This is a genomic window from Amycolatopsis sp. lyj-346 (genome assembly GCF_046548975.1).
Classification (GTDB): domain Bacteria; phylum Actinomycetota; class Actinomycetes; order Mycobacteriales; family Pseudonocardiaceae; genus Amycolatopsis.
Map to the genome: position 1 here is coordinate 71,193 of NZ_JAJPWT010000024.1, position 19,992 is coordinate 91,184.

The following is a 19,992-nucleotide window of genomic DNA, read 5'->3' on the forward strand; positions in this document are numbered from 1 at the left end:
CGGATGACCGTCGCCAGCGAACCGGCCCTGCGGGTCGGCGCCCGCGTCCTGCTCCTCAACCGCGACGACGAAGTCCTGCTCATCCACGCCCGCGACCCCGACCAGCCCGACCACCACTGGTGGGAACTCCCCGGCGGCGGCCAGGACCCCGGCGAGAAGCTCGAGGACACCGCCCGCCGCGAGATCGCCGAGGAAACCGGACTCGTCCTCGACGAGATCGGCCGCAAGCTCTGGACCCGCGAAAGCCGCTTCACCTACCGCGGCCGCGAGCACCATCGCCTCGACCACGTCTACCTCGCCCGCACCGACCAAGACGCGCCACAGGTCGCCCTACGCCACACCGCCAACGAACGCGCCGGACTCATCGAACGACGCTGGTGGTCAGCCGCCGCGCTCGCGACCTGCCGCGACAAGGTCCTGCCCGCGGAGCTGCCCGACCTCCTGCAGGCACTCCTCGACAACCGTTTCCCGCCACCCCCCCTCGCCCTCACCGCGTGAGACCGGCCTCCCCAGCGTGGACGCCCCGCTGACCAGGTCGGCGCATGGCGATCCGAGCACGAAACGACTGCGCCCCCTGACCATGCGGCAGCGGAGCCGTCCACCGATAGGACGGAGCACGAGCCACCGCGGCCGCTACCAGCATGCGGCCGAAGCCGAGTCGCCGGTACTTGGCGGCGACGTGAACCTAGTCCAGGGTCGCTGTTCGACAGCTCGCGCACGGGCTCGTGGTGACCTCCGTACCGTCGAGATGAAGTGCGATCCGACCGGCCAGCGTCCCCGCAGCCGGTGGATGGGCGATCAGGGCGAGCCCGTCGTCCGGAACCGTGCCCGGTGCGTGCTGGGCCGTGACGTCGAGATGGGCCCACTCGGCGAGGCGCCGGGCGGCGGGCTCGCAGCCTTACTGTGCACTGCAAACCTCGCACAGCGAGCCATGCCGCCGGTAGCGGTGGCTATAGGGCTTGAACTTGTCGAAGAGGTCCAGGTCGAGCCGGTGACCGCGCAAGCAGACGACGAGCCTGCTGGTCGCCGGCCGGACCGGAATCAGTCCGCCGAACTCGCCACGCGCACCTGACCGGACGGCGCCACAGACCTGGTCGATCATCGGTCACCTTTCGATGGTCGCGGCCGGCGGCACGTCGCGACGGACGGATCATCCGGCGACCCCGGTCAGCCCGCGGCTGGCCGTTGCCTCGACGTCGAGCCGGAAGTCTGGTGGCGGCGACCCGGCTGGTCGTCGCCACGGTGCAGGAGTTGACGAAGCACCCACGAGAATGAACGACGTTGACTCACAAGGATGAATTACAACGCGGGGTGTGACCTGGTGGGCTTACCTCGGGACCGGAACGGCCGAGTGACCGTCGAGGTTTTGGTTCATAGCGTGGGATGAATGGCGAGGCGCCGGAAGCTTCCAGAAAGCCAGTACGAATGTCAGTACTGCAAAGGGCGACACTTCAAGGGCTCGAAAGCCGGAGAGGACTGCGCACGCCGCGCGCAACGGAGGCGCACTCGCCGCTCCACAGCCCGCGCACCCGTCCACCGGCCGACACGGAGCCCGTTTCCGCCGCCGCGACACGCAGATCGGCGACCGTCGACGACCCCACCACCGGCACCACCTCCCGAGATCAAGCCGAAACTCGACCGCACGGCAAGCCGCCGCCAGATCGCCAAGGAATCCCTGAGCCGGGATCCCTCGAACATCGCCGGCGACGTCGTGGCGTATGTCTTCGACGAGAACGGCTTCTACACCCGGCTCGCCAACCGCACGATCGACAAAGTCCCATGGTCTCAACCTATTCGTTACCAGAAGCACGGCCTCTGCGTGTGTCTAAACAAGGTGGCGAAGGGACTCGACCCCGGCACGTACACCAAATGGGCGCAGCTGTCGATCCGAGCCGGGCTGATCCAGGTCGGGTGCCCGTCGTTTCTCGCCGAGGTCCTCAGCGCGACGTCCGCGTTCGGGGTCAAGCAGATCCTCGGCACGCTCCCATATGCACAGCTGTATAAGACGCTACGGGTCATGATTCCGCTGGTGTGCCCAAACCTCGACGTCTGCCCGGCCCGAACGGACGTCGTGAAGACCTACGCCTCGCCTTTCCTGGCCGAGGAGCTGAAAGCGTTCGTCACCGACCTCCGCCGATCAGGACTCACCGGGCAACCCTGACCTCAACACGTGAGACGTGCCGGGATGTCGGCGACGGCGGCCCGCGCAGTTCGGCCGACTCCGATCAAGGTGGCCGAAGCCGACCCGTCCAGTCGCCGTAGCCGAGCAGGTAAAGTCCAGCCGCATCGACAACACGCGTGCCGCCGGTGGGGATGTGGCCGCCGGTGGTCCGCAGCCGTAGCGGCGCGAGGTGGGTGCGGACGGGAAGCCGGTGCACCAGATGACGGCGTCGGCCCCGGCTCGGGTGCCGTCGTCCCATTCCGGTCCTTCAGGGCGACCGGCCTCGGAACGGAACTTTCGAGATCCGCGAAGCGCGCTTTTCCACCGCACACTGTCACGTTCCGGGTGAGGGCCGCGACTACCTGTACGTGGTGGACAACAAGCCGTTCGCGCGGCACTTCTGGCCGTTCTTCGCGATGGCGATGGCCCCGGCGAACGGCTGGATCGTCACCGGCGGCGGCGACGGTTTCCTCCGGCGCTGGGACCTGCTCGAACGGCGGGAGCTGGGGGCACCCATCGCGGCGGACTCGCGATGGGTGCTCGCGGTGACCGTCACGCCGGACGGCCAGCAGATCGTCAGCGGCGGAAGCGACGGCGTCGTCCGTCTGTGGGACGTGGACACCGGCAAGCTGATCCGCGAGGCGTCCAGCCACGTCGGCCTGATTTGGACCCTGGCGCTCAGCTCGGACGGCACCCGGGTCATCAGCGGCGACGACGGGACGCTCAACGAGTGGGATCTGCGCACAGGCAACACCATCACGATCATCCGGACCGAGCGACCGGTGCGGGCCGTGGCGGCTTCGCCGGACGGGGAGTTCGTCTTGAGCGGCACGGACAGCGTCATCCACCGCACCGGCGACCAGCGCGACCTGGTCGGCCACGACGGGTGGGTGCAGACGCTGGCCCTGACGCCGGACGGGACCGGGCTCATCAGCGGCAGCAGCGACGGCACGATCCGCAGCTGGGACCTCCGCACCGGACGGTCGATCGGCGCGCCCCTGCGTGGCCACGACGGCACCGTGTTCACGGTGGCCGTGACGCCGGACGGCAAGCGGATCGCCAGCGGGGGCAGTGACGGCACCATCCGCACCTGGGACCTCACCGGCCGCACCGCGATCGGCACGCTGTCCGGACACACCGACTGGGTTCGCTCCGTCCAGGTCAGCGCGAGCGGCGAGCGGGTCGTCAGCTGCAGCAACGACGGCACGATCGGCGTCCTGTCACTCACCGGCGGCATCAACGTCGGCGAGTTCTTCGAGGGCCCAGCCGTCGCGGTCAACGCCCTCGCCGTGCACCACGGGACCGGCACGGTCTTCAGCGCCAGCATCGACGGGTCCGTGCGGCGCTGGGACGGCCGCACCGGCCGGGCACTCGGACGGCTGCGTTCCCCGGACGGCTGGGTGAACGCGCTCGCGCTCTCGCCGGACGGAGAACTGCTCGTCCGGGCCGGCGAAGACGGCCAGATCGTCCCGTGGAACGCCGTCGCGGGCGACCCCGCCGGTCAGCCGATCACCGGGCACGAAGGCGGTGTGCGCGCGGTCGCGTTCACGCCGGACGGCCGCCGGATCGTCAGCGCAGGCGCCGACGGGACAGTCCGCCGCTGGGACCGCGACAGCGGCGACCAGATCGGTACTCCGCTCAAGCGCCATCGCGGCGTGATCAACTCGGTCGCCGTGACGCCCGACGGAAAACAGATCATCGCGGCGTGCAGCGACGACGGCCGGCTCATCCGCTGGGACGCCGAGACCGGAAAACGCCTGGGCGAGCCAATCGCGGCCCACCCCCGGGGAGCGCTGACGGTCTCGGTGGACGGCGCCGGGCGGCGGCTCGTCAGCGGCGGTGACGACGGCTGGGTCCGCGTGTGGGACGCCCGCACCGGCGAGCAGAACTGGACGTCGGCGGAACGCCACAAGGGCTCGGTGACCGTCGTCCGGTTCAGCCCGGACGGGCGGCGGATCTATAGCGGCGGCACCGATCGGGTCGTGCGGCAGTGGGATGCCAAAACCGGGGTGTTCGCGGGCGAACCGTTTCGGGGGCACGACGGCACGATCACTGCGCTTGCGTTCCTCGACAACGTCGGCACCGTGCTGCTCTCGGGCTCGGCGGACGGGACGGTCCGCAAATGGGATCTGTCCTCCGGCACCCAGCTGCCTGCGGAAACCGAGCGGCCAGCCGTCGTCGTCGAGACGCTCCCCGACGTCCAGAGCGATCTCGAGAGCAGCGTCGACCGGCTCGACATCGCGGAAGACGTCCGCCGGGTCGGCGCCATGCTCGCCGCGGTGGCGGTCCAGCCGCCGCTGTCGGTGGCGCTGCTGGGCGACTGGGGCACGGGCAAGTCCACATTCATGTGCCAGCTGCGGGCCTGGCTGGAAGACACCGCGGGCCAGGCCCGCGCCCGGCCCGGCAGCGCGTACGTCTCGAACCTCAAGCAGGTGACGTTCAACGCCTGGCACTACAGCGACGACCACCTGTGGGTCGGGCTCGTCGAGCACATGTTCCGCGAGCTGGCCAAGGACGAACCGGCACCGACCCCAGACAAGGCCGCCGAGCTCGAGGCGACCGCGAACGAGGTCGCCCAGCTCAAGGCGAAGCTGTCGACGCGGAAAGCGGATCGCGAACGGCTCGCCGCCGACCTCGGCGCGATCGACCGGATCGGCGCCGACCGTGGCTGGTTTGCCGCGCTCCGGGCGCCTCTGCGCAGCGCGCGGGTCGCCCGAGCCGCGCTGCGAAGCACGTGGCGGGAGCTGCGCGGCCCGCGTGGTTGGCTGGTTGTGCTCATCGCCGTCACCGGCGTCGCCGGAGTGGTCCTCGGGGTCCGGTTCGGCTAGGCAGAGCTGACCTGGATCGGCGCTGCCGTCGCCGGGGCCGCCGGAGTGTTCACGCCCGTCGTCACGGCGTGGCGGCGGCTCGCCGAGTCCACGGAGAACGTGCGCAAGCAGCTGCTGCGCCGCAAGCAGGAGCTCGACACCGCCATCGAGAAGGCGGACGACGCACTGGCCCGCGTCGATCCCGCGCACCGCCTCCACCGGCTGCTCGCCGAGATCAGCACGGCCGAGCGCTACGAGAACTTCCGTGGTCTGACCGGGCGCATCCACCACGACCTGCGCCGGTTGAGCGAAGATCTCGCGAAGACCCGCGGCAAGTGGCGTGAGGGCGGCGAGGAGGACAGGCCGCCGTTGCAGCGGGTCGTGCTCTACGTCGACGACCTCGACCGCTGCCGGCCCGACCGGGTCGCCGACGTGCTCCAGGCGGTCAACCTCCTGCTCACCATGGACCTGTTCATGGTCGTCGTGGCGGTTGACCCGAGGTGGCTGTTCAGCGCGTTGAACGAGCACCACCGCGGGCTCCTCGCCGACCGGGTCACGCCGCTCGACTACCTGGACAAGATTTTTCACATCCCGTTCGCCCTGCGGCCGATGGGCCTGCGCGCGGCCAGCTACCTACGCTCGATGCTGCCGGTCACCAACGAAGCCGAACCGAAACCCGCGGCGAAGAGCGAGATTTCCCCGCCGCCCACACCGGACGTCCGGGAAGTCCCGGACCGGGCGCCGACGTTCGTCCACCACGACACAGTGGACGCGACACCCGAGCTGCCTCTGCCGGACATCGCCCCGCTCGCCATCGATCTCGCCGGCGAAGGACTGTCCATCCGGAGCTTCGAGCAGGACTTCCTCGCCGAGGTCGCGGTGCTGCTCCCGACGCCGCGTGCGGTGAAAAAGCTCGCGAATCTCTACCGGCTGGTTCGGCTGTCAGTCCCGGAGGAGCGGCTTGAGAAATTCTTGGGCGACGCCGAATACCAGGCTGCTGCCCTGCTACTCGCGACGCTCGTCGGCGACCCCCACCGCGCGCGCTCCCTGCTCGTTCGGCTTTCATCCCCGTCGTCGGTCCGCGACATCGCCGAGGAGCTCGAGGGTGACCAGAAGAACTACCGCCTGTACGGATGGGTCGAGACCCTTCGCCGTGCGGGGACCAAGGTACACGGCGAGATGACGACCTATCAGGCGTGGGCAGGGGCGGTGGCCCGGTACGGCTTCGAGACCTACGACCTGTTCACCGAGCGGGAATAGCCTTCTACCGGTGTATCGAAAAGCGCATACAGGCCGGCGACTTCGCGCTGTCCTGAATGCGAAGCTTGAGGATCACGATGTCGTGCTGCGCATCGACCGCCAGGATTCAGCGAATTACCATCCCTCCTCGCATCTTCCACGGAAGCCGATCCGCCGGCTCCGCGGTCGCGTGTCCGCGCGCAGCCTGCACCGCGGGCTGTGCATCGACGGTCGGACGTCCCGCAGTGCCCCAGACCGCGTCCTGGCAATCGCTGTCGCAGCATTCTTCAACTCCAACAGGCCCTCGCGAGCCAACGTCGACGCCGAAGCACTGGCGCTGCTGAACGTGCTGGGAACGGAGCGGATCACCGCTGGCCAGTCACGCAATGGCAGACGGATCATCGAGGCACCGTCAGCAGCCCCGACTGATCCTCCCCGGTCGCGGCCCGACCTGAACACACCTACGCCCCGCAGATGTCGTACTTCTCGCCACCTACGTTGTGCTGAATGGCGTAGGCGTCGCAGAGGTACGGGTTTCCCGGCCCGTCCGGGTCGTCGGCCGAGCCGCCGGAGGCGATGAGAGTGTGCTCGTCGTTGCGCTTGAGCGTGAAGCGTTGGCCGGGTTGGGACTCCGAGCTGGCGTAGGCGTAGTTCGTGACCGTGTTGCCGCCGCTGTCGGTGTACCAGACCTTCGTGTAGGTGCCGGTCAACTGCTCGGCGCCGGTCGAGGTGAACTTGACCGTCGCGTTGCCGCTGCACATCCGGCTCACGCTGGAAGTCGCGGAGTCGCACGGGCCGGCATTCCACTGGATGCTGCCTGTGCCGTCCTTCCTGATGTCCATGGTGAGGCCGTGCACCGCCCAGTGCCCGACGAAGGGGATCGCCGGTTTGGGCTGATAGGTCACGGTCACCGTCTCCCGGTCACGGCCCTGCAGCAAATCGCTCAGCGTTTCGAACTGGCTGCGGAAGAACTCTGCCGCCGGTCCGACCACCAGCACTGCACCGAGGAGCACGCCTTTCCAGCCGAACACGTCCCCGAGGGTGGCCGGGTCGAAGCAGCCGGCGAGGATGGCACCGACGTCGGGTGAGCTCCGGTTCAGCGCGCCGGCGCACTCCTTCACGTGAAGGAACTTCCCGGCAAGTTCGGTGATCCGGTCGAACTGGTCGATCTTGATCGCACCGTTGCTGATGGTGCCCCCGCCCGCCCCGAACCGGGTCAGGATGTTGATCAGCGTCGTCACGCCGAATTCGAGCTGGTACAACGACTCGGCGAACCCGTCGTACTCCGTCGTGAAGCTCACACTCTGGCCCTTGGCGAGCTCGTAACTCAACGCCGCTTGATCGAACGGCAGCAGCACGGTGCGCTTGTCACTGAACGACTGCTGAGCCAGCCACTCGACACCAAACCGGTCCTTCGGCCGCTGCGCGACGGCGATCCCCGCGTGGTTCACCAGGATCGGATATCGACGTTTGTCGACGATTCGGACCGTCGGCTTACCGCCCTCGATTCCGAGGCACCAGTACAGCGGGTCGCTGCCCTTCGAGCCGATCGAGTAGCCCTGGTTGCGGGCGTCCTGCTCGCCGGGGCACTTCGGTTTCTCGGCATCGGCGAAGGCGTCGCCGGTCAACGAGTCGAAGCTCTTCTTCAGCTCGGCCTTGGCCGCGTCCACCAGGTTGCCGAAGCTGCGGAACAGGGGATCCCACCACGACAGGTGGTTCGTCGTGACGAAGGCGTAGCCATCTTTCACTTTGGACGGCGTGACGAGCTCCCAGCCGTCGGCCGCGCCCGTCCGGTTGACTGCGATGACCACGTCGGCGGCCTCGGCTGGCCGGTTCAGCGCGAACCGCAGCGTGACCGGCTGGGGAAGATCCCCGTCCGGCGTGATGTGCACGACCCCGCCCAACGACTCGGTTTCCGAGAACGGCGGCTTCGTGACGTGATCGTCGGAGACCGCTGTCAGCGTTGCCGGCGCGCCGTCGGTGACGCTCACGCCGCTGCCGAGGTCACGGAACGCCTCGCCCGCGGTCGCGGTAGAACTGCCCGGCAGCGACCCGCCACTGAGCAGCCAGGCCGTCACTCCCCCGGCCACGAGCGCTATCACCAGCACTAACACCACCACGAGGCGACGCCGTCGCGTGGTCTTCGGTGGTGCCACCACAGGGTCCTCCTGCCTTCCGGTGTCCTGGGCGGACTACGGGTGACCGTCCGATCTCCCCCACTGTCTCCTCGGCGTCCTCGGGCGTTACGACGCCGCTGGGATCCGGGCGACGTCGTAACGCAACGGTGTCCCCAGCCGACTCGGCACACAACACACACCAGGTCGGCACGGAAAGGTCTCCCATGCATCGTCCGACGAAGCGAACCGTGCTGCTCACGGTGAGCGCACTCGTCGTGATCGCAGTGGGCGCGGGGTTCGGGATCCGCGCGCTCACCGGTGACGGCGCAGCCACCGCAGCGGTGACACCGGCCGCGCAAGGACCGGCGTTCAAATCAACGGATGGAACGTCCTCGATCGACGTCCCGGCGGGGGCGATGGCCCCGGGAACGACTGTCGACTTCGTCCCGGCTCCGACCGAGACACCAGGACTGAACGCCACTCTGCGCGGAGCCACGGCCGCGGGCACCCCGGTGGACCTCCGGGTCACGAACGGATCCCTCACCCCGGGTCGCTCCACCGTGACCCTCACCTACGACCCAGCCTTGGTCCCGGCCGGGCTCACCGCAGATCAGGTCGGCCTCGCCGTCTTCGACCGCGAACTCGACAGCTGGGTCCCGATCCTCAGTGCGAAGGCCGACCCGATCCGGCACACCGTCAGCGGCGTCGCCCCGCACTTCTCCCTCTTCAGCGCGGTCGTCCTCAACCCGGCGAAGGCCCTGGTCAACGTGGCCGGCAAGGTCATACACACGGTCATCGACCGCAGCGTCACCTTCGCGAAGTGGGTCACTCAGTTACTCACGGAGCTCACCCGCACGCTCGTGAAAGACCTCTTCGGCATCGCACCCGACCTCGCCTGCAAACCGGCCGCCACCGACGTCACCGTCACCGCGAAAAGCCTGCTCAACCGGCTGACCGCCTGCGCCCAGACCGGAACCGACCGGGACACGACAGTGCGGCTGCGCAACGGCTTCGCCTTCCCGCTGCGCCTGGACAAACTGCCCGCCGGCCTCACCCTGCGGCTCGGCGACGTCTGGAACAACGGCGATGACCTCGTCAACCTCGTCCGCAATGCCTACTGGGCAGTGCAGAACCGCGCCGTGCTCGGTGGTGCTGCCCTCGGAACGGTGACCGCCACCCCCGAGCTCAAGAAGACAGCGACCACGACGATGGACATCGACAGCGACGCGGTCGGCTTCGACATGGCACTGGCGTTCCTCATGGTCATCGCCCCCGAACAAGCCACCCTCAAACCGGCGATCAAGTCGGCGGCCGAAGCGGCGATCAAGGGAACCGTCACCAAGGGCGAGGCCGGGAAACCTTCAGCATGGGTCGGCCAGGCGTTCAGCCTGATCGACTGCGTCGTCAAACAGGCCCACACCACCCCACCGACCGGGCTGTTCACCGCGACCGGCGTCCGGGCGACCGCGGGCGTCGTCCACGCCTGCCTCAGCGACCTGCTCAAGCAGCTCAACCTGCAAGGCGCCCTGGTCGAGCTCCTCGGCACCGTCAAGGTCCTCCCCGAGACCGTGGAAAGCATCCTCTACCCGCTGGCCGGCACCCTCGCCGAGCAGGTCGGCGGGATCAAGCAGCAGAAACCCCAGGCGACTGTCCAGCGCCGCAGCGGCGGCACGGTCCGCTTTGACGGGATCGGCGACCTGAGCCTCGCCACCACGGCAGCGGACCTGCGTGCCCGCGGCTACACCGACCACGGCAACATCTACGAGACCACCAACCCCGCGTGCGTCAGCTACCAGAAGTCCGGCCAGCAGCTGACGTACAGCGTCGACACGAACGGGCATGTGCTGGCCATCAGAGCCGGCGCTTCCGGAACGAAGCTCTCCACCGAGATCGGTGGCATCCACGCAGGGTCCACGCTCGCTCAGCTGCGCACTGCGTTCCACGGCCACCAGATCCACGAATACCTCGACCTCGACTTCGGGCAAGGCACCAACGGCGTCGTCGTCGACGGCCCAGGCGGCGCCATCGCCTTCAGCCTCGACGAGGCCACCCCCGCCGAATATGCGTCCGGGCAAGCCGCCATCACCTACATCGACGGGGTCGGCGTCCCCGGTCACGCGCCGACCGCCATGGAGATCGGCTGCTGAGCGGCGCCGAAGCTCCGAGCGCCCCGACTGGGAGGCGGGCGGATTGGGCCACCTGCGCGTGCCGGCGGCCCCGCATTCGGGAAGTACCGCCACCCGCCTCTCGGCTCCAATGATCCGCGGCCCAGCCCACGCGATCTCCGACGAAACAGATGACACAACCGGCGGCAAGCACAAAAACTTCGTCACAGGAATCAAGTGTCCACTAATTGACCATTTCTTGCGGCATTTTTGTCCAGTTTCAGAAATCGTTTACCGCCACCTCGTATCGCCGACACGCCGGGGCAGGCACCACACGTTGGGCCGAATATCCGTACGATGACTCACCAATCGGCGGAATCGGCCTGCGCGATCCGGTTCAGCCCCGCCAACGACGTGACCTGGGGAACGTCACAGCCTGCCGAATGGAGCTGTCCGCAAGGTGCACCTGAAGAACTACTCCGTGAACGGGTTTCGTTCGCTCTTGAAGATCGAAAACATCCCCATCGGCGCTCCGACGATCATCGCCGGCCACAACGACAGCGGAAAGACCGCGCTGCTCGACGCCCTGCGATTCCTCCTGGACGACTACGAATTCGACGAAGCCGATCGGTCGTACCTGCCCGGATCGGACGGCACTCGGTGCGCGACGACCAGCGTCGAAGGACGGTTCTTCCTCGACGCCTGGGAACAGGAAACTTTCCACCTCGACGAAGAGGCTCGTGTTCGCCGGGTCGCCGACGACGAGGGCTCCCGCTGGGAATACTGGGCCCCGGTGCCGACGGACGAGCGGCTTCGCAGCCTCGCCACTACCAAGGCCGCCGCCCTCGCCGCCCTCACCCGCGAGTTCGGCCTGAAGCCGAAGTCCACCCGCCAAGCCGACACCCGCGCCGCTTTACAAACCTACGCCGCCGAACACTCCGACGGCGAGGACTGGCTCCCCGCGCCTCGCGAGCTGAAGATCCGGCTCCCCCGCCCGCTCATGTTCGACGGAAACATCGCGGACCCGGATCAGACTGTCAAGAGCACCTTGGAAGCCCGATACCGTGCCCACGTCGAGGACCCGGAGTTCCAGGGGCGCCTGGCCGACCTTGAGAGCGAGGTCGAAGAACGGATCCGGAACGAGTCCAAATCGCTGTGTGACCATATCCGACGTCGGTGTCCTGACCTCGAGTCGGTCACCGTGGAACCCGACGTCTCGTTCACCCATCGACTCCGCGGCACCGACCTCCAGATCGCGCGCAGCTCGACCGGCCCGGTGGGCTTGGCCCGATCAGGGAAGGGCAGCAACCGGCGTGTCGCGCTGGCGATCTGGGAGTGGAACAGCGATCTGCTCGCCCAGCAAGACGCCACCGAGGCCGATCCCGACCAGCACGGAGAGCCGGCGCCGTCGCCGGTCCAGACGATCGTCCTCTACGACGAGCCGGACACCCACCTCGACTACGCGCACCAGCGGAAGCTCATGAAGCTCATCCGCGAGCAGAGTGAGCTCCCGAGCGTCAGCGTCATCGTAGCCACGCACTCGATGAACCTCATCGACGGCGTCGACATCGCCGACGTCGTGCACCTCAAGCAGGTCGACGGCCAAACCGAAGTCGAACGCCTCGGCACGGAGAAGCACGAAGAGATCGACCGGTTCCTCGGCAAGATCGCCGCCAGCGTCGGGCTCCGCAACTCCGTCCTCCTGCACGAACGGCTGTTCATGGCCGTGGAAGGCGCCACGGAACTCCAGGCGTTCCCGCTCCTGTTCCGGCTGAGGGAGGGGCTGTCCCTCCAGGCCGCCGGCATCGCGCTCTGGGCGTGCGACAACAACGAGGGCGCGCTGCACCTGGCGAAGTACCTGGCGGAGCACGACCGCAAGGTCAAACTCGTGGTGGACGCCGACAGCCGGAACAACAAGATGTTCCAGGTCCCGAACCTGCAGCGAGCGTTCGGCACTCGATACGGTGAAATCACCCGCTTCGTCGGCGAGTCGCAGCACTACAACGAACTCGAAGAGCTCTTCCCGGACGAGCTGTGGGCTCGCGTGGCCAACGAACGCTGGCCACGCGACACTCCGTGGCTCGCGGAAGACTTCCGGGCTCACCGCAACGGGAAGTTCAGCAGCGGCGTCCAGGAGATGCTCCGGGCAGCCAGCCCGATCGGCCCGAAGGGCAAGCCGGTGATGATGGCCGATCTGGCGCTGTCCCTCCGGGATGCTAGCGAGGTCCCTCAGGAGCTCCGCGACGTGTTCGAGGAAGCCCGGACGCTGGCAGAGCAGTAGTCGCGGGCGCCGGAGGACGGTCCGCCTTCCCGCCTCCGGTGCATCCGCTCCTTGCGTTGCTCATCGCTGGGAGCCACCCAGGTGTGCCATCCGACATCGGGCGCCCATTGGCCGCCGTGGTGCAGCCTCGCGATGCCACACCACCGGCATCCGTTCGGCGAACGCTCCGGAGCATTGCGGTCGCTGCTCATCGGCCCTCCGATCCGTCTCCACAGTTCTAGCGCACACCACCGACATTTTCGTACCCGAACGCATCACCGCAGGTCAAGAGCCCAAGGAGTCAAGATGCAACGCCAACCCGTCACCTCGTCCAACGTCGTCTCGATCGGCTACGACCCGGCGAGCCAGACCCTTGAGATCGAGGTCCGCGAACAGGCGATCTACCAGTACTTCGACGTCCCCGCGGACGTGTCCGACGGACTGCTCCGGGCACCGAGCCACGGCAAGTTCATTTGGGCGAACATCCGCGATCGCTACCGGTACCAGAGGGTCGACCAGCGGGCGAGCTGAAGACCGGGGACCGTGGCGCGGTCTGTCAGGAGGACACCCCCTAACGCCGAATATGACTATAAGTAGGCGTGCGCGACATCATGCGACTTTGTCAGCGGCCTAATCGCGCCAGGCTGGACAGGCCGAACCTCGCGGCCGGGCGCAGTAGTGGGGCCGCCTCGTGCTCGTCGGGTTTGGCTTCGGCAACCTGGGGCAAGGCTGCGGGGTTCGTTCTATAACAAGCACTCTTCGATCGGAGAGGTAGTCACAGTGCCTGCGAACCGGACGAGGACGTATCTCGTCAGCGGGCTCCTGACGCTGGCCGCGGTCGTGTGCGCGGTCATCGCGGCGATCGCCGGGCTGGCCTACCTGTGCACTATGTGTCGATCGGGTTCTTCTCCGCGGCCGACGCCTGCCCGGCCCCGCTGGTGTCCTGCCGGGCGGGCTAACGCCGGGCCAGCAGGAGCTTCGCGATGCGCAGCCCCTCCAACACCTATCCCCCATCATACTCGACGAACGAACCGCCCCGAGACATCATCCGATGCACGTCGCAAGCGCCCTTAGCACGATTCAGAGATAGCTGACTCCGGCCATGTCCTCAGCCGCTGCAGAGAGCCGCCTGCCGATCGCCGGGTCGACCGCGTCCCGGTTGAGCCGTGCCTCGGCAATGCAGTCGCGTCTCCCCCGGCTCGGACGGCCGGAAGAACCGGCCTCCCCGCACGCCCGGCGCGGTCGTGGCGTTCAGCTGCGGCAACGCGCCCCGCGCCACTGGCTGGGTGACCAGCAGGCCGAGCCGCGCGGGCCAGCCGCGGTGTTCCCATGTAAACGGGGTCAGGTTGGTGGCGGGTGAGAGCGGGCTGGGCCAGCACGCTGATGATCGGTGAGCCGGCGGAGCGCAGGTAGCGGTCCAGCTCGAGACCGAAGACCGTCGTGGCGAGCTTGGACCGGCCGTAGGCGGCACTCGCGCTGTCCCTGCACCTCGCCGATCAGCCGGTCCGGCTTCCGCGGCCGGAGGGCTACGCTGGCCAAAGCGCTGGGCCGCTGGCTGGTCAGGACGCCGCATGGTTTCCGACGGTCGGTACGCCGGTGATCTCGCCGTACCGGGCTCGACCATGGTCAAGCCGACCGGGATCGTCGAACTCCACCGCAGTCGATACAGCCTTCCCGCGGACCGGTGACCTGTCGGGGGCCGACCTGGGTGCCGGGCTGCCGCGTGCTGCCAGCCAGGTCCACGTCGAGCCACGTCGCCGGTGGCCTCGAACCGGAGAGCCAAGCTGCCAGTTCAACCAGCGCGGCGTGGACGGTGAGTCCGTTGAGGTAGACCACGGACGGGTTGGCCGAGCCGGTTCCGTAGCCGTGCTGCCGATCGAGGGCTTGCTGGTCGGCGGACTTCGCCCAGCGTGCGACTTCGGCTGAGTCCAGCTCGTCCAGGCAAGACAGGCAAGGACCGTCCGGTAAGACGAACACGACACGGCCACCGAGAGCCGCGGGCTCGGCGGTGTGGTCGGCCCCGGTGGCGATGTCGAGGTAGGGCACCCGCGAGTCAACCGCGATCTGGTTGAGCCGGTGACGGGGACCGTCGTGGTCGACGCACCCGATGATCAGGTCGACGTCATGAAATTCCGGATGCGGTTCGGCAACGGTGATCCCCGGCCGCTGCCCGACGTTGATGAGCGGGTCGATCGCGCGCATCCGGCGACGGGCGACGAGCTGCTTCGGGCTGCCGATGTCGGCGTGATCAGCGGTCACCATCCGGTTGAGGTTGGTGGTTTCGACCAAGTCGTCGTCGAAGATCAGCACACGACGGAAGCCGAGGTACGCGAGCGCAGCCGCAACGTGCGACCCGGTCCCGCCGGCGCCGACGAGCGCGACCCGCAAGCTGCCGATCGATGCCTGGGCTTCGGCCCCGAGGAGAGGAAGCTGGCGGACGAACCGCTCGTCGTCCACCGCCCGGGCGTTGAGGACGCGCAAGGAGGAGCCGATGGAGACCACCGTGTCGAACGGACGGCGTTCCACACCTCCGGCCTCGGCCGGTCGCCACCACTCAGCCCACAGGGAGCCCTCAGCCCAGACGGCCGCGCCGTAGGGCGTACCGTCGAGGAGGTCCAGCACGTACCCCGCCATGGGCGCGAGGTTCGTCTCGTCGATGCGTGAGAACTGCGGCGGCCCGATGTAGTGGTTGTGGAACTCGACCAGACCTCGGCCGGATGTGATGGCTCGATTGTGCACCCGGTCGAGCGCGTCGTCCTTGATGGACCAGCCGTGAGCGCCATGGTGGGCTTCTCGGTCGTCGATGAGGACAACGTCCACGACCTCGAGAACCGGGCCGTTCGGGTCGTTGCGCAAGATGTCGGTCAAGGCAAAGGCGAAGCGCTCGCCCGAAGCGTTCCTGAGGTGCTGCTCGATGCGGGCCCAGTGGCCCGGCACGGTGAACTTGAGGGAGCTCATGGTCGTCAGTCCGCTTCTTGGAATCGGGTGAGGGCACCGGCGAGGTACTCGGCGAGATTGCTGCCGGAAGCCGGGTCTGCGGTCGGCTTCCAGTCGCCGGGCTCAACGTGGTACGAGAACTGCAGCCAGGGCTTGCCCGCGTGCGCCTGCACGCCTTGGCTATTGCCCGGCGTCCCGCCGTTCGCGAGGGTCAGGTCGGGCCGGGCACAGATGTTGTCCGGCTGCCCTGCCGGGTAGTTCGGCGGGATCTGGAACAGCACGTCGGTTTCGTCGTGCGACCAGCCACCTGGAAGCCGGTGAGCGGGAAGCACGACGACGAGGGACTCCCGATCGATGCGGGCTCCGGGGTATGCCTGGCGCAGCAGGGTTTCCTCCTGCGCCAGGCGCGCCGCGAGCCGGTTCGGCTCCGTCATGATCAGCCCCGCTTGAACCGCGGACGGCGCTTGAACTGCGCTCCGGGCACCAGGTGAACCGTCTCGTCGGGCGCGACAGTCTTGCGGGTCCCGTCCGGCAGGATCTGGATCAGTCCGTCGCCGGAGCTGATACCGGCGATGGCCATGATCTCCGCGCCGGTGATGGTGGGGCGCTCGTGCTCGTAGGTGGTGCCGTCGACGTCGAACACGAACTTGGCCCGTTGTTCCCCGGGGTGACGTCCCGGGGTGTTGTCGATGTCGGCACCGGCGTGAGTGGCTGACACGTCGCCTCCTCTGGTCGGCCCGCCTGATGCGGGCTTTCACTAAGAGGTCGTCGGCCTCGTCGGTTCCACACCCCCCTCTTCGGGAAAAACTTGCAATTCTTTATTCGCTCGCGCGTACATGAGCTCGACCGTGTTCGGCGCGATCGCGGCCAACCTGCGGGCCAAGCCTTCCTCGTAGGTCGTGACCACGATTTGGTCGACGGCGCCCGCGTCGGCGGCGAGCAGGAGTGTCCGTGCGATGGTGGCGCGGCGGCGAGGATCAAGATGCTCCAGGGGTTCGTCGAACCAGATCGTCGACGCGCGCGCCAACGTCTTTATCAGAAGCAATCTGGTCACCAGTAGCGCTGTCGCACGTTCGCCACCGCTGAGGTCGCCGAGGCCGAGTTCGACGTCGCCGTGCTGGACACCCAGGTGCCCATCCGGACCGAACCGCAGCCCGTCACTGCCGAACACGAGTTTCCAGCGGCGGCTGATCTCCTGGGTTAGCGGTTGTATCCGTTCGTTCAGGTAGTGGTCCGCCACCCGGTTCAAGGTGTTCTGCGTAACCTCGGCGACGGCGTCCTCGCGAGCCGCGGTCAAAAGGTCGTTGTGCTCACGTCCGGCTTGGCGCAGGCTCGCTGCCTTTCGTCGTGCTTCCGATAACCGGGCACCGAGTGCGCCATGTTTCTCGGCGAGCTCGGACACCAACCGGCGTGCGTTGGCTAGCTCGATGGCTGCGGCCGGGCCTGGGTCTTCGTTCTCGGGCTCGATTGGAGCCTGCAGGCCGTTCAAGGTCCGGCCGAAGTCGGCTATTGCGGCAAGCCGCCGCCGGACGGACGCGGTCTCCAGGTCGCGGCGTTCGACCTCGGTGCGAGCGTGTACGCCGAGGTCGCCGTGCGAGGCGAGTGCGGCGTCGCGCTCGGCCGCGCTGAGCGGGCGCAGGCACGTCGGGCATTCAGTCATCGCGGCGTTCAGGAGATCGGCGGCGTTCGCGGCCGTCGCCGACGCGACCTCGGCTGCTGCCCGGGCAGCCAGGCTGTCCTGCAGAGCAGCGTCAGCCTCACGCTCTTCATCGGCCAGCGCGCTCGCCGGATCGCGCGCGCCGACATCCAGCACGTCGGTCATCTGCACGACCAGGTCGCGCACTCGATCGTCGTAGTCCTTTGCGCTGTGGCGGTAGCGTTCCCACGCATCAGCTCTGGCTGCAGTGACTTCAAGATCGCCGATTCGAGCTTCGGCGATGCTTCGTTCCCTAGCAGCCGCTTCGACTTCATGCTCGAGGTCGGCTACTTCGCGGTCGGCTTCGGCGACCGCCCCGTCGGTCGCAACGAGATCGTCACGGACCGACTTGATCTTCGCAGCCAGGACGCCTCGGCGCTCCTTGAGCTGGGAAGCGGCATCCAGCAGCGGCTGGATGCCGAAGACGTCCGCGAGGTGGTCACGGATCGGAAACCCAGTGTCCTTCCCAGTCGCCTTGGTGCCGAAGATGAGTGCATCCAACAAACCCGGCCGAGCAGACCAGGATTCACGGAGAATCGTTTCGTACTTAGATTCGTTTATCTCCGCACCACCGGCCGTCGCGATGAAAGTCGCGCTTCCGGTTCGTTTCAGAGTCCTGGTCACCTGCAAATCTGGATACCCGGGCAAGTTGAGTCCGAGCCGGACGGTTGCCGATTCGCTTCCGCTTCGGACGGCACGTCGACGGTCTTGGCCGGGGGTGCCGAGTAGCCCCCACCGCACCGCTTCGACCAGCGAGGTTTTTCCCACTCCATTGGGAGCAACGAAGAACGTGACGGGACGAGTGAGATGCAGGTCCAGACTCCGGTACGCCCGCCAGTTGGCGAGCTGGATACTGCGGATCACGACGCGCCTGCCCCACTGACCCTGGCGAGCTCGGCCAGCAGTTCATCGCCGACCAGACGTCGCTCCTGAACAGCGGTGACCATCGCGGCGATCGGCGAGGAACCGATTTCTCCGAGCCAGCGCTGCCCCTCTTTCTTGTGATCGAGGCGCGGCTTCCCTCGGAGAGCCAGTTGCCATTCATCCTCGGCGGCTTCTGCCCCGGTCGCCTCGGTGTCGGCGACGTCGAGGAAGCCGTCAAGCCCTACAACCTGGTCCCACGCTGGAAGCAACTGATCGAAATGCCGGCCGAGGGCGATGTCGAGCGGTTCGGGCGCCGGACTCCGTGGAGGTAGCCATCCGCGGACCGGGTCCACCGAGCGCTGGGCGTCGGCCGCAGTGATCAGCACCGCCCGCTCGCCATCTACCGAAGTGATCGCGAGCGACGAGATCGGGCTCTCGCGGAAGAACATGGCGACGGCCTCCGGCTCCCCGAGCCACTGGCCGGGTTCAGCCAGGCACACGGCGACGATTTCACCGAAGACCGCGGACTGGGCGACCGGAGTCATCCCTGCCGGAACCCGTGCTTCCCAGGAAGGGGCGAACTCGAGGTCGATCTGCTCGCCGAACCGGAACTGCAGGTCCTCAAGCACCTGCCGCACGCTGCCGTATCCGAGATCCCGCCCAGCCGTCGGTGGCGTCTCGGGGGTCTTGGGTCCGGGCACGAGTCCCAGCCGGATCGCCACCGGGTCCTCCTCGACAGGAGGCGGCTCCGGGCCGCGATCGGCGAGCGCCGCGACGATCTCGAGCTGTTCCCGCACGGCGTCGCGTAGCTCCTGAGGCAGTTCCGTCAAGTCCGGCTCGGGTCCACGCCCGCGCAGGAAGAGCAGGTACCGCTCGGTCATGTCGCTGCTCAGGTCGCCGATCTCGTCGTCACCGTTCATCATTTGCCCCTTCATGATCGGGTGATCGCTTGCGGTTGACGCATCTGCGCAGCGCATCCAGCGCTCGATCGCGTTGCCTGCCGACGGACTGGTAGCTCCTTCCTGACTGCAGTGCCCAGTCAGACAAGGTAGTGCTGTTCATGATCGTCTCGTGCACGACGGCGCGCTGCTCGTCGGTGAGGCCCTTCATGCACTCGAGAGCCACCCGGAGGAGCACCTCTTGCTCTGCCGCTTCCCGTACGTCATCCTCGGCGAACTGCGGATCGGCCGTGACACCGAGATCGATCACGAGGTCACGCATGCGCTCGCGTTCGCGAATGATGGCCCGACCGGCGTCCTGTCCCCGGCGATACGCGATCGTCTTGGCCAAGCCGATCAAGGACTTCACGCCCGCAGGCCCGATTCGCCCCAGCTCGAGGAACGCGTCGTACACCACGTCGTCGACGTCGTGTTCGTACACGACGTCCGCGGTGATCATCGCGATGCCCTGGCGAGCCCGTTGGCGCATCGGCGCGCTGACAGCTTTGAAGACGTCAAGAGGCTCAGCGCGTCCATCTTGCCACGCGCTGAGCAGCTCGTCGTCCTCGTTGGCCTGCGTCATCACACCCTGGTCGTCGAGCCGACCCGGCCTACACCCCTCAACCGACGAAATACTGCATCAAAGTGATCTACGTCACATTTCGACGCACTCTACCTGACGCATAGTCATACCGCATGACCGAGCGTGCCAACGACAGCTGATGGGCCGCTCGATGGCCGAAAAGAGGTCTACCTGGGGGTCCAGGTGCAGACCCGGCGGATGGTCGACCGCGCGGTCGAGCGGGCCGCGCCGGTGCTGCGCAAGATCCTGCCCGAGGCCGTCGACGCCGAGCTGACCGCGCTGGAC

The 19,992-nt window shown here is 67.6% G+C and carries 15 protein-coding genes; 7 read left to right on the top strand and 8 right to left on the bottom strand.

Annotated elements, in window-relative coordinates; all coding sequences use genetic code 11:
* The first annotated feature begins 3 nt into the window (after positions 1-3).
* Entirely contained in the window at positions 4-498 is a 495-nt protein-coding gene (locus ACLJQE_RS41950) for an NUDIX hydrolase (protein WP_410645373.1), read from the top strand.
* Between the two features lie 400 nt (positions 499-898).
* On the opposite strand, the gene ACLJQE_RS41955 is transcribed toward ACLJQE_RS41950, so the two are convergent.
* Positions 899-1,102 carry a hypothetical protein gene (locus ACLJQE_RS41955; RefSeq protein ID WP_410645375.1) on the bottom strand — a complete coding sequence of 68 codons (204 nt, stop codon included), beginning with the start codon at positions 1,100-1,102 and terminating at the stop codon, positions 899-901.
* A gap of 609 nt (positions 1,103-1,711) precedes the next feature.
* Here ACLJQE_RS41955 and ACLJQE_RS41960 point away from each other — a divergent pair.
* From ACLJQE_RS41960 to ACLJQE_RS41970, 3 genes are all read left to right on the top strand, one after another.
* Entirely contained in the window at positions 1,712-2,161 is a 450-nt protein-coding gene (locus ACLJQE_RS41960) for a hypothetical protein (RefSeq protein ID WP_410645377.1), read from the top strand.
* A gap of 371 nt (positions 2,162-2,532) precedes the next feature.
* Complete coding sequence (locus ACLJQE_RS41965; protein ID WP_410645379.1) at positions 2,533-4,989, top strand: P-loop NTPase fold protein; 2,457 nt, start codon at positions 2,533-2,535, stop codon at positions 4,987-4,989.
* 45 nt (positions 4,990-5,034) lie between these two features.
* Positions 5,035-6,228 (top strand): P-loop NTPase fold protein, encoded by a 1,194-nt coding sequence (locus ACLJQE_RS41970; protein WP_410645381.1) that lies wholly within the window; start codon positions 5,035-5,037, stop codon positions 6,226-6,228.
* A 440-nt stretch (positions 6,229-6,668) separates the two neighbouring features.
* On the opposite strand, the gene ACLJQE_RS41975 is transcribed toward ACLJQE_RS41970, so the two are convergent.
* Entirely contained in the window at positions 6,669-8,198 is a 1,530-nt protein-coding gene (locus tag ACLJQE_RS41975) for a hypothetical protein (protein ID WP_410645383.1), read from the bottom strand.
* A gap of 350 nt (positions 8,199-8,548) precedes the next feature.
* Between ACLJQE_RS41975 and ACLJQE_RS41980 the strand changes: the two genes are divergently transcribed.
* From ACLJQE_RS41980 to ACLJQE_RS41990, 3 genes are all read left to right on the top strand, one after another.
* The gene (locus ACLJQE_RS41980) at positions 8,549-10,471 is read left to right on the top strand and encodes a hypothetical protein (protein WP_410645385.1); all 1,923 of its coding nucleotides are present in this window, start codon (positions 8,549-8,551) and stop codon (positions 10,469-10,471) included.
* A gap of 460 nt (positions 10,472-10,931) precedes the next feature.
* The gene (locus tag ACLJQE_RS41985) at positions 10,932-12,710 is read left to right on the top strand and encodes an AAA family ATPase (RefSeq protein WP_410645387.1); all 1,779 of its coding nucleotides are present in this window, start codon (positions 10,932-10,934) and stop codon (positions 12,708-12,710) included.
* Positions 12,711-12,995: 285 nt separating this feature from the next.
* On the top strand, positions 12,996-13,220 hold the full coding sequence (locus tag ACLJQE_RS41990) for a KTSC domain-containing protein (protein WP_410645388.1): 225 nt from the start codon (positions 12,996-12,998) through the stop codon (positions 13,218-13,220).
* A gap of 1,095 nt (positions 13,221-14,315) precedes the next feature.
* On the opposite strand, the gene ACLJQE_RS41995 is transcribed toward ACLJQE_RS41990, so the two are convergent.
* The 6 genes from ACLJQE_RS41995 to ACLJQE_RS42020 are packed head-to-tail and all read right to left on the bottom strand — an operon-like array spanning position 14,316 to position 19,707.
* Positions 14,316-15,647, bottom strand: coding sequence for a ThiF family adenylyltransferase (locus ACLJQE_RS41995; protein WP_410645390.1), 1,332 nt, complete (start codon positions 15,645-15,647; stop codon positions 14,316-14,318).
* 5 nt (positions 15,648-15,652) lie between these two features.
* On the bottom strand, positions 15,653-16,060 hold the full coding sequence (locus tag ACLJQE_RS42000; protein ID WP_410645391.1) for an E2/UBC family protein: 408 nt from the start codon (positions 16,058-16,060) through the stop codon (positions 15,653-15,655).
* 2 nt (positions 16,061-16,062) lie between these two features.
* Positions 16,063-16,344, bottom strand: coding sequence for a multiubiquitin domain-containing protein (locus ACLJQE_RS42005; protein ID WP_410645392.1), 282 nt, complete (start codon positions 16,342-16,344; stop codon positions 16,063-16,065).
* A gap of 39 nt (positions 16,345-16,383) precedes the next feature.
* Entirely contained in the window at positions 16,384-18,186 is a 1,803-nt protein-coding gene (locus tag ACLJQE_RS42010) for an AAA family ATPase (RefSeq protein WP_410645393.1), read from the bottom strand.
* Positions 18,183-19,106, bottom strand: a complete 924-nt coding sequence (locus ACLJQE_RS42015; RefSeq protein ID WP_410645394.1) for a hypothetical protein — start codon at positions 19,104-19,106, stop codon at positions 18,183-18,185. Before ACLJQE_RS42015 ends, ACLJQE_RS42010 begins: the two co-directional genes overlap by 4 nt.
* Entirely contained in the window at positions 19,096-19,707 is a 612-nt protein-coding gene (locus tag ACLJQE_RS42020; protein ID WP_410645395.1) for an RNA polymerase sigma factor, read from the bottom strand. Before ACLJQE_RS42020 ends, ACLJQE_RS42015 begins: the two co-directional genes overlap by 11 nt.
* Positions 19,708-19,992: the final 285 nt, after the last annotated feature.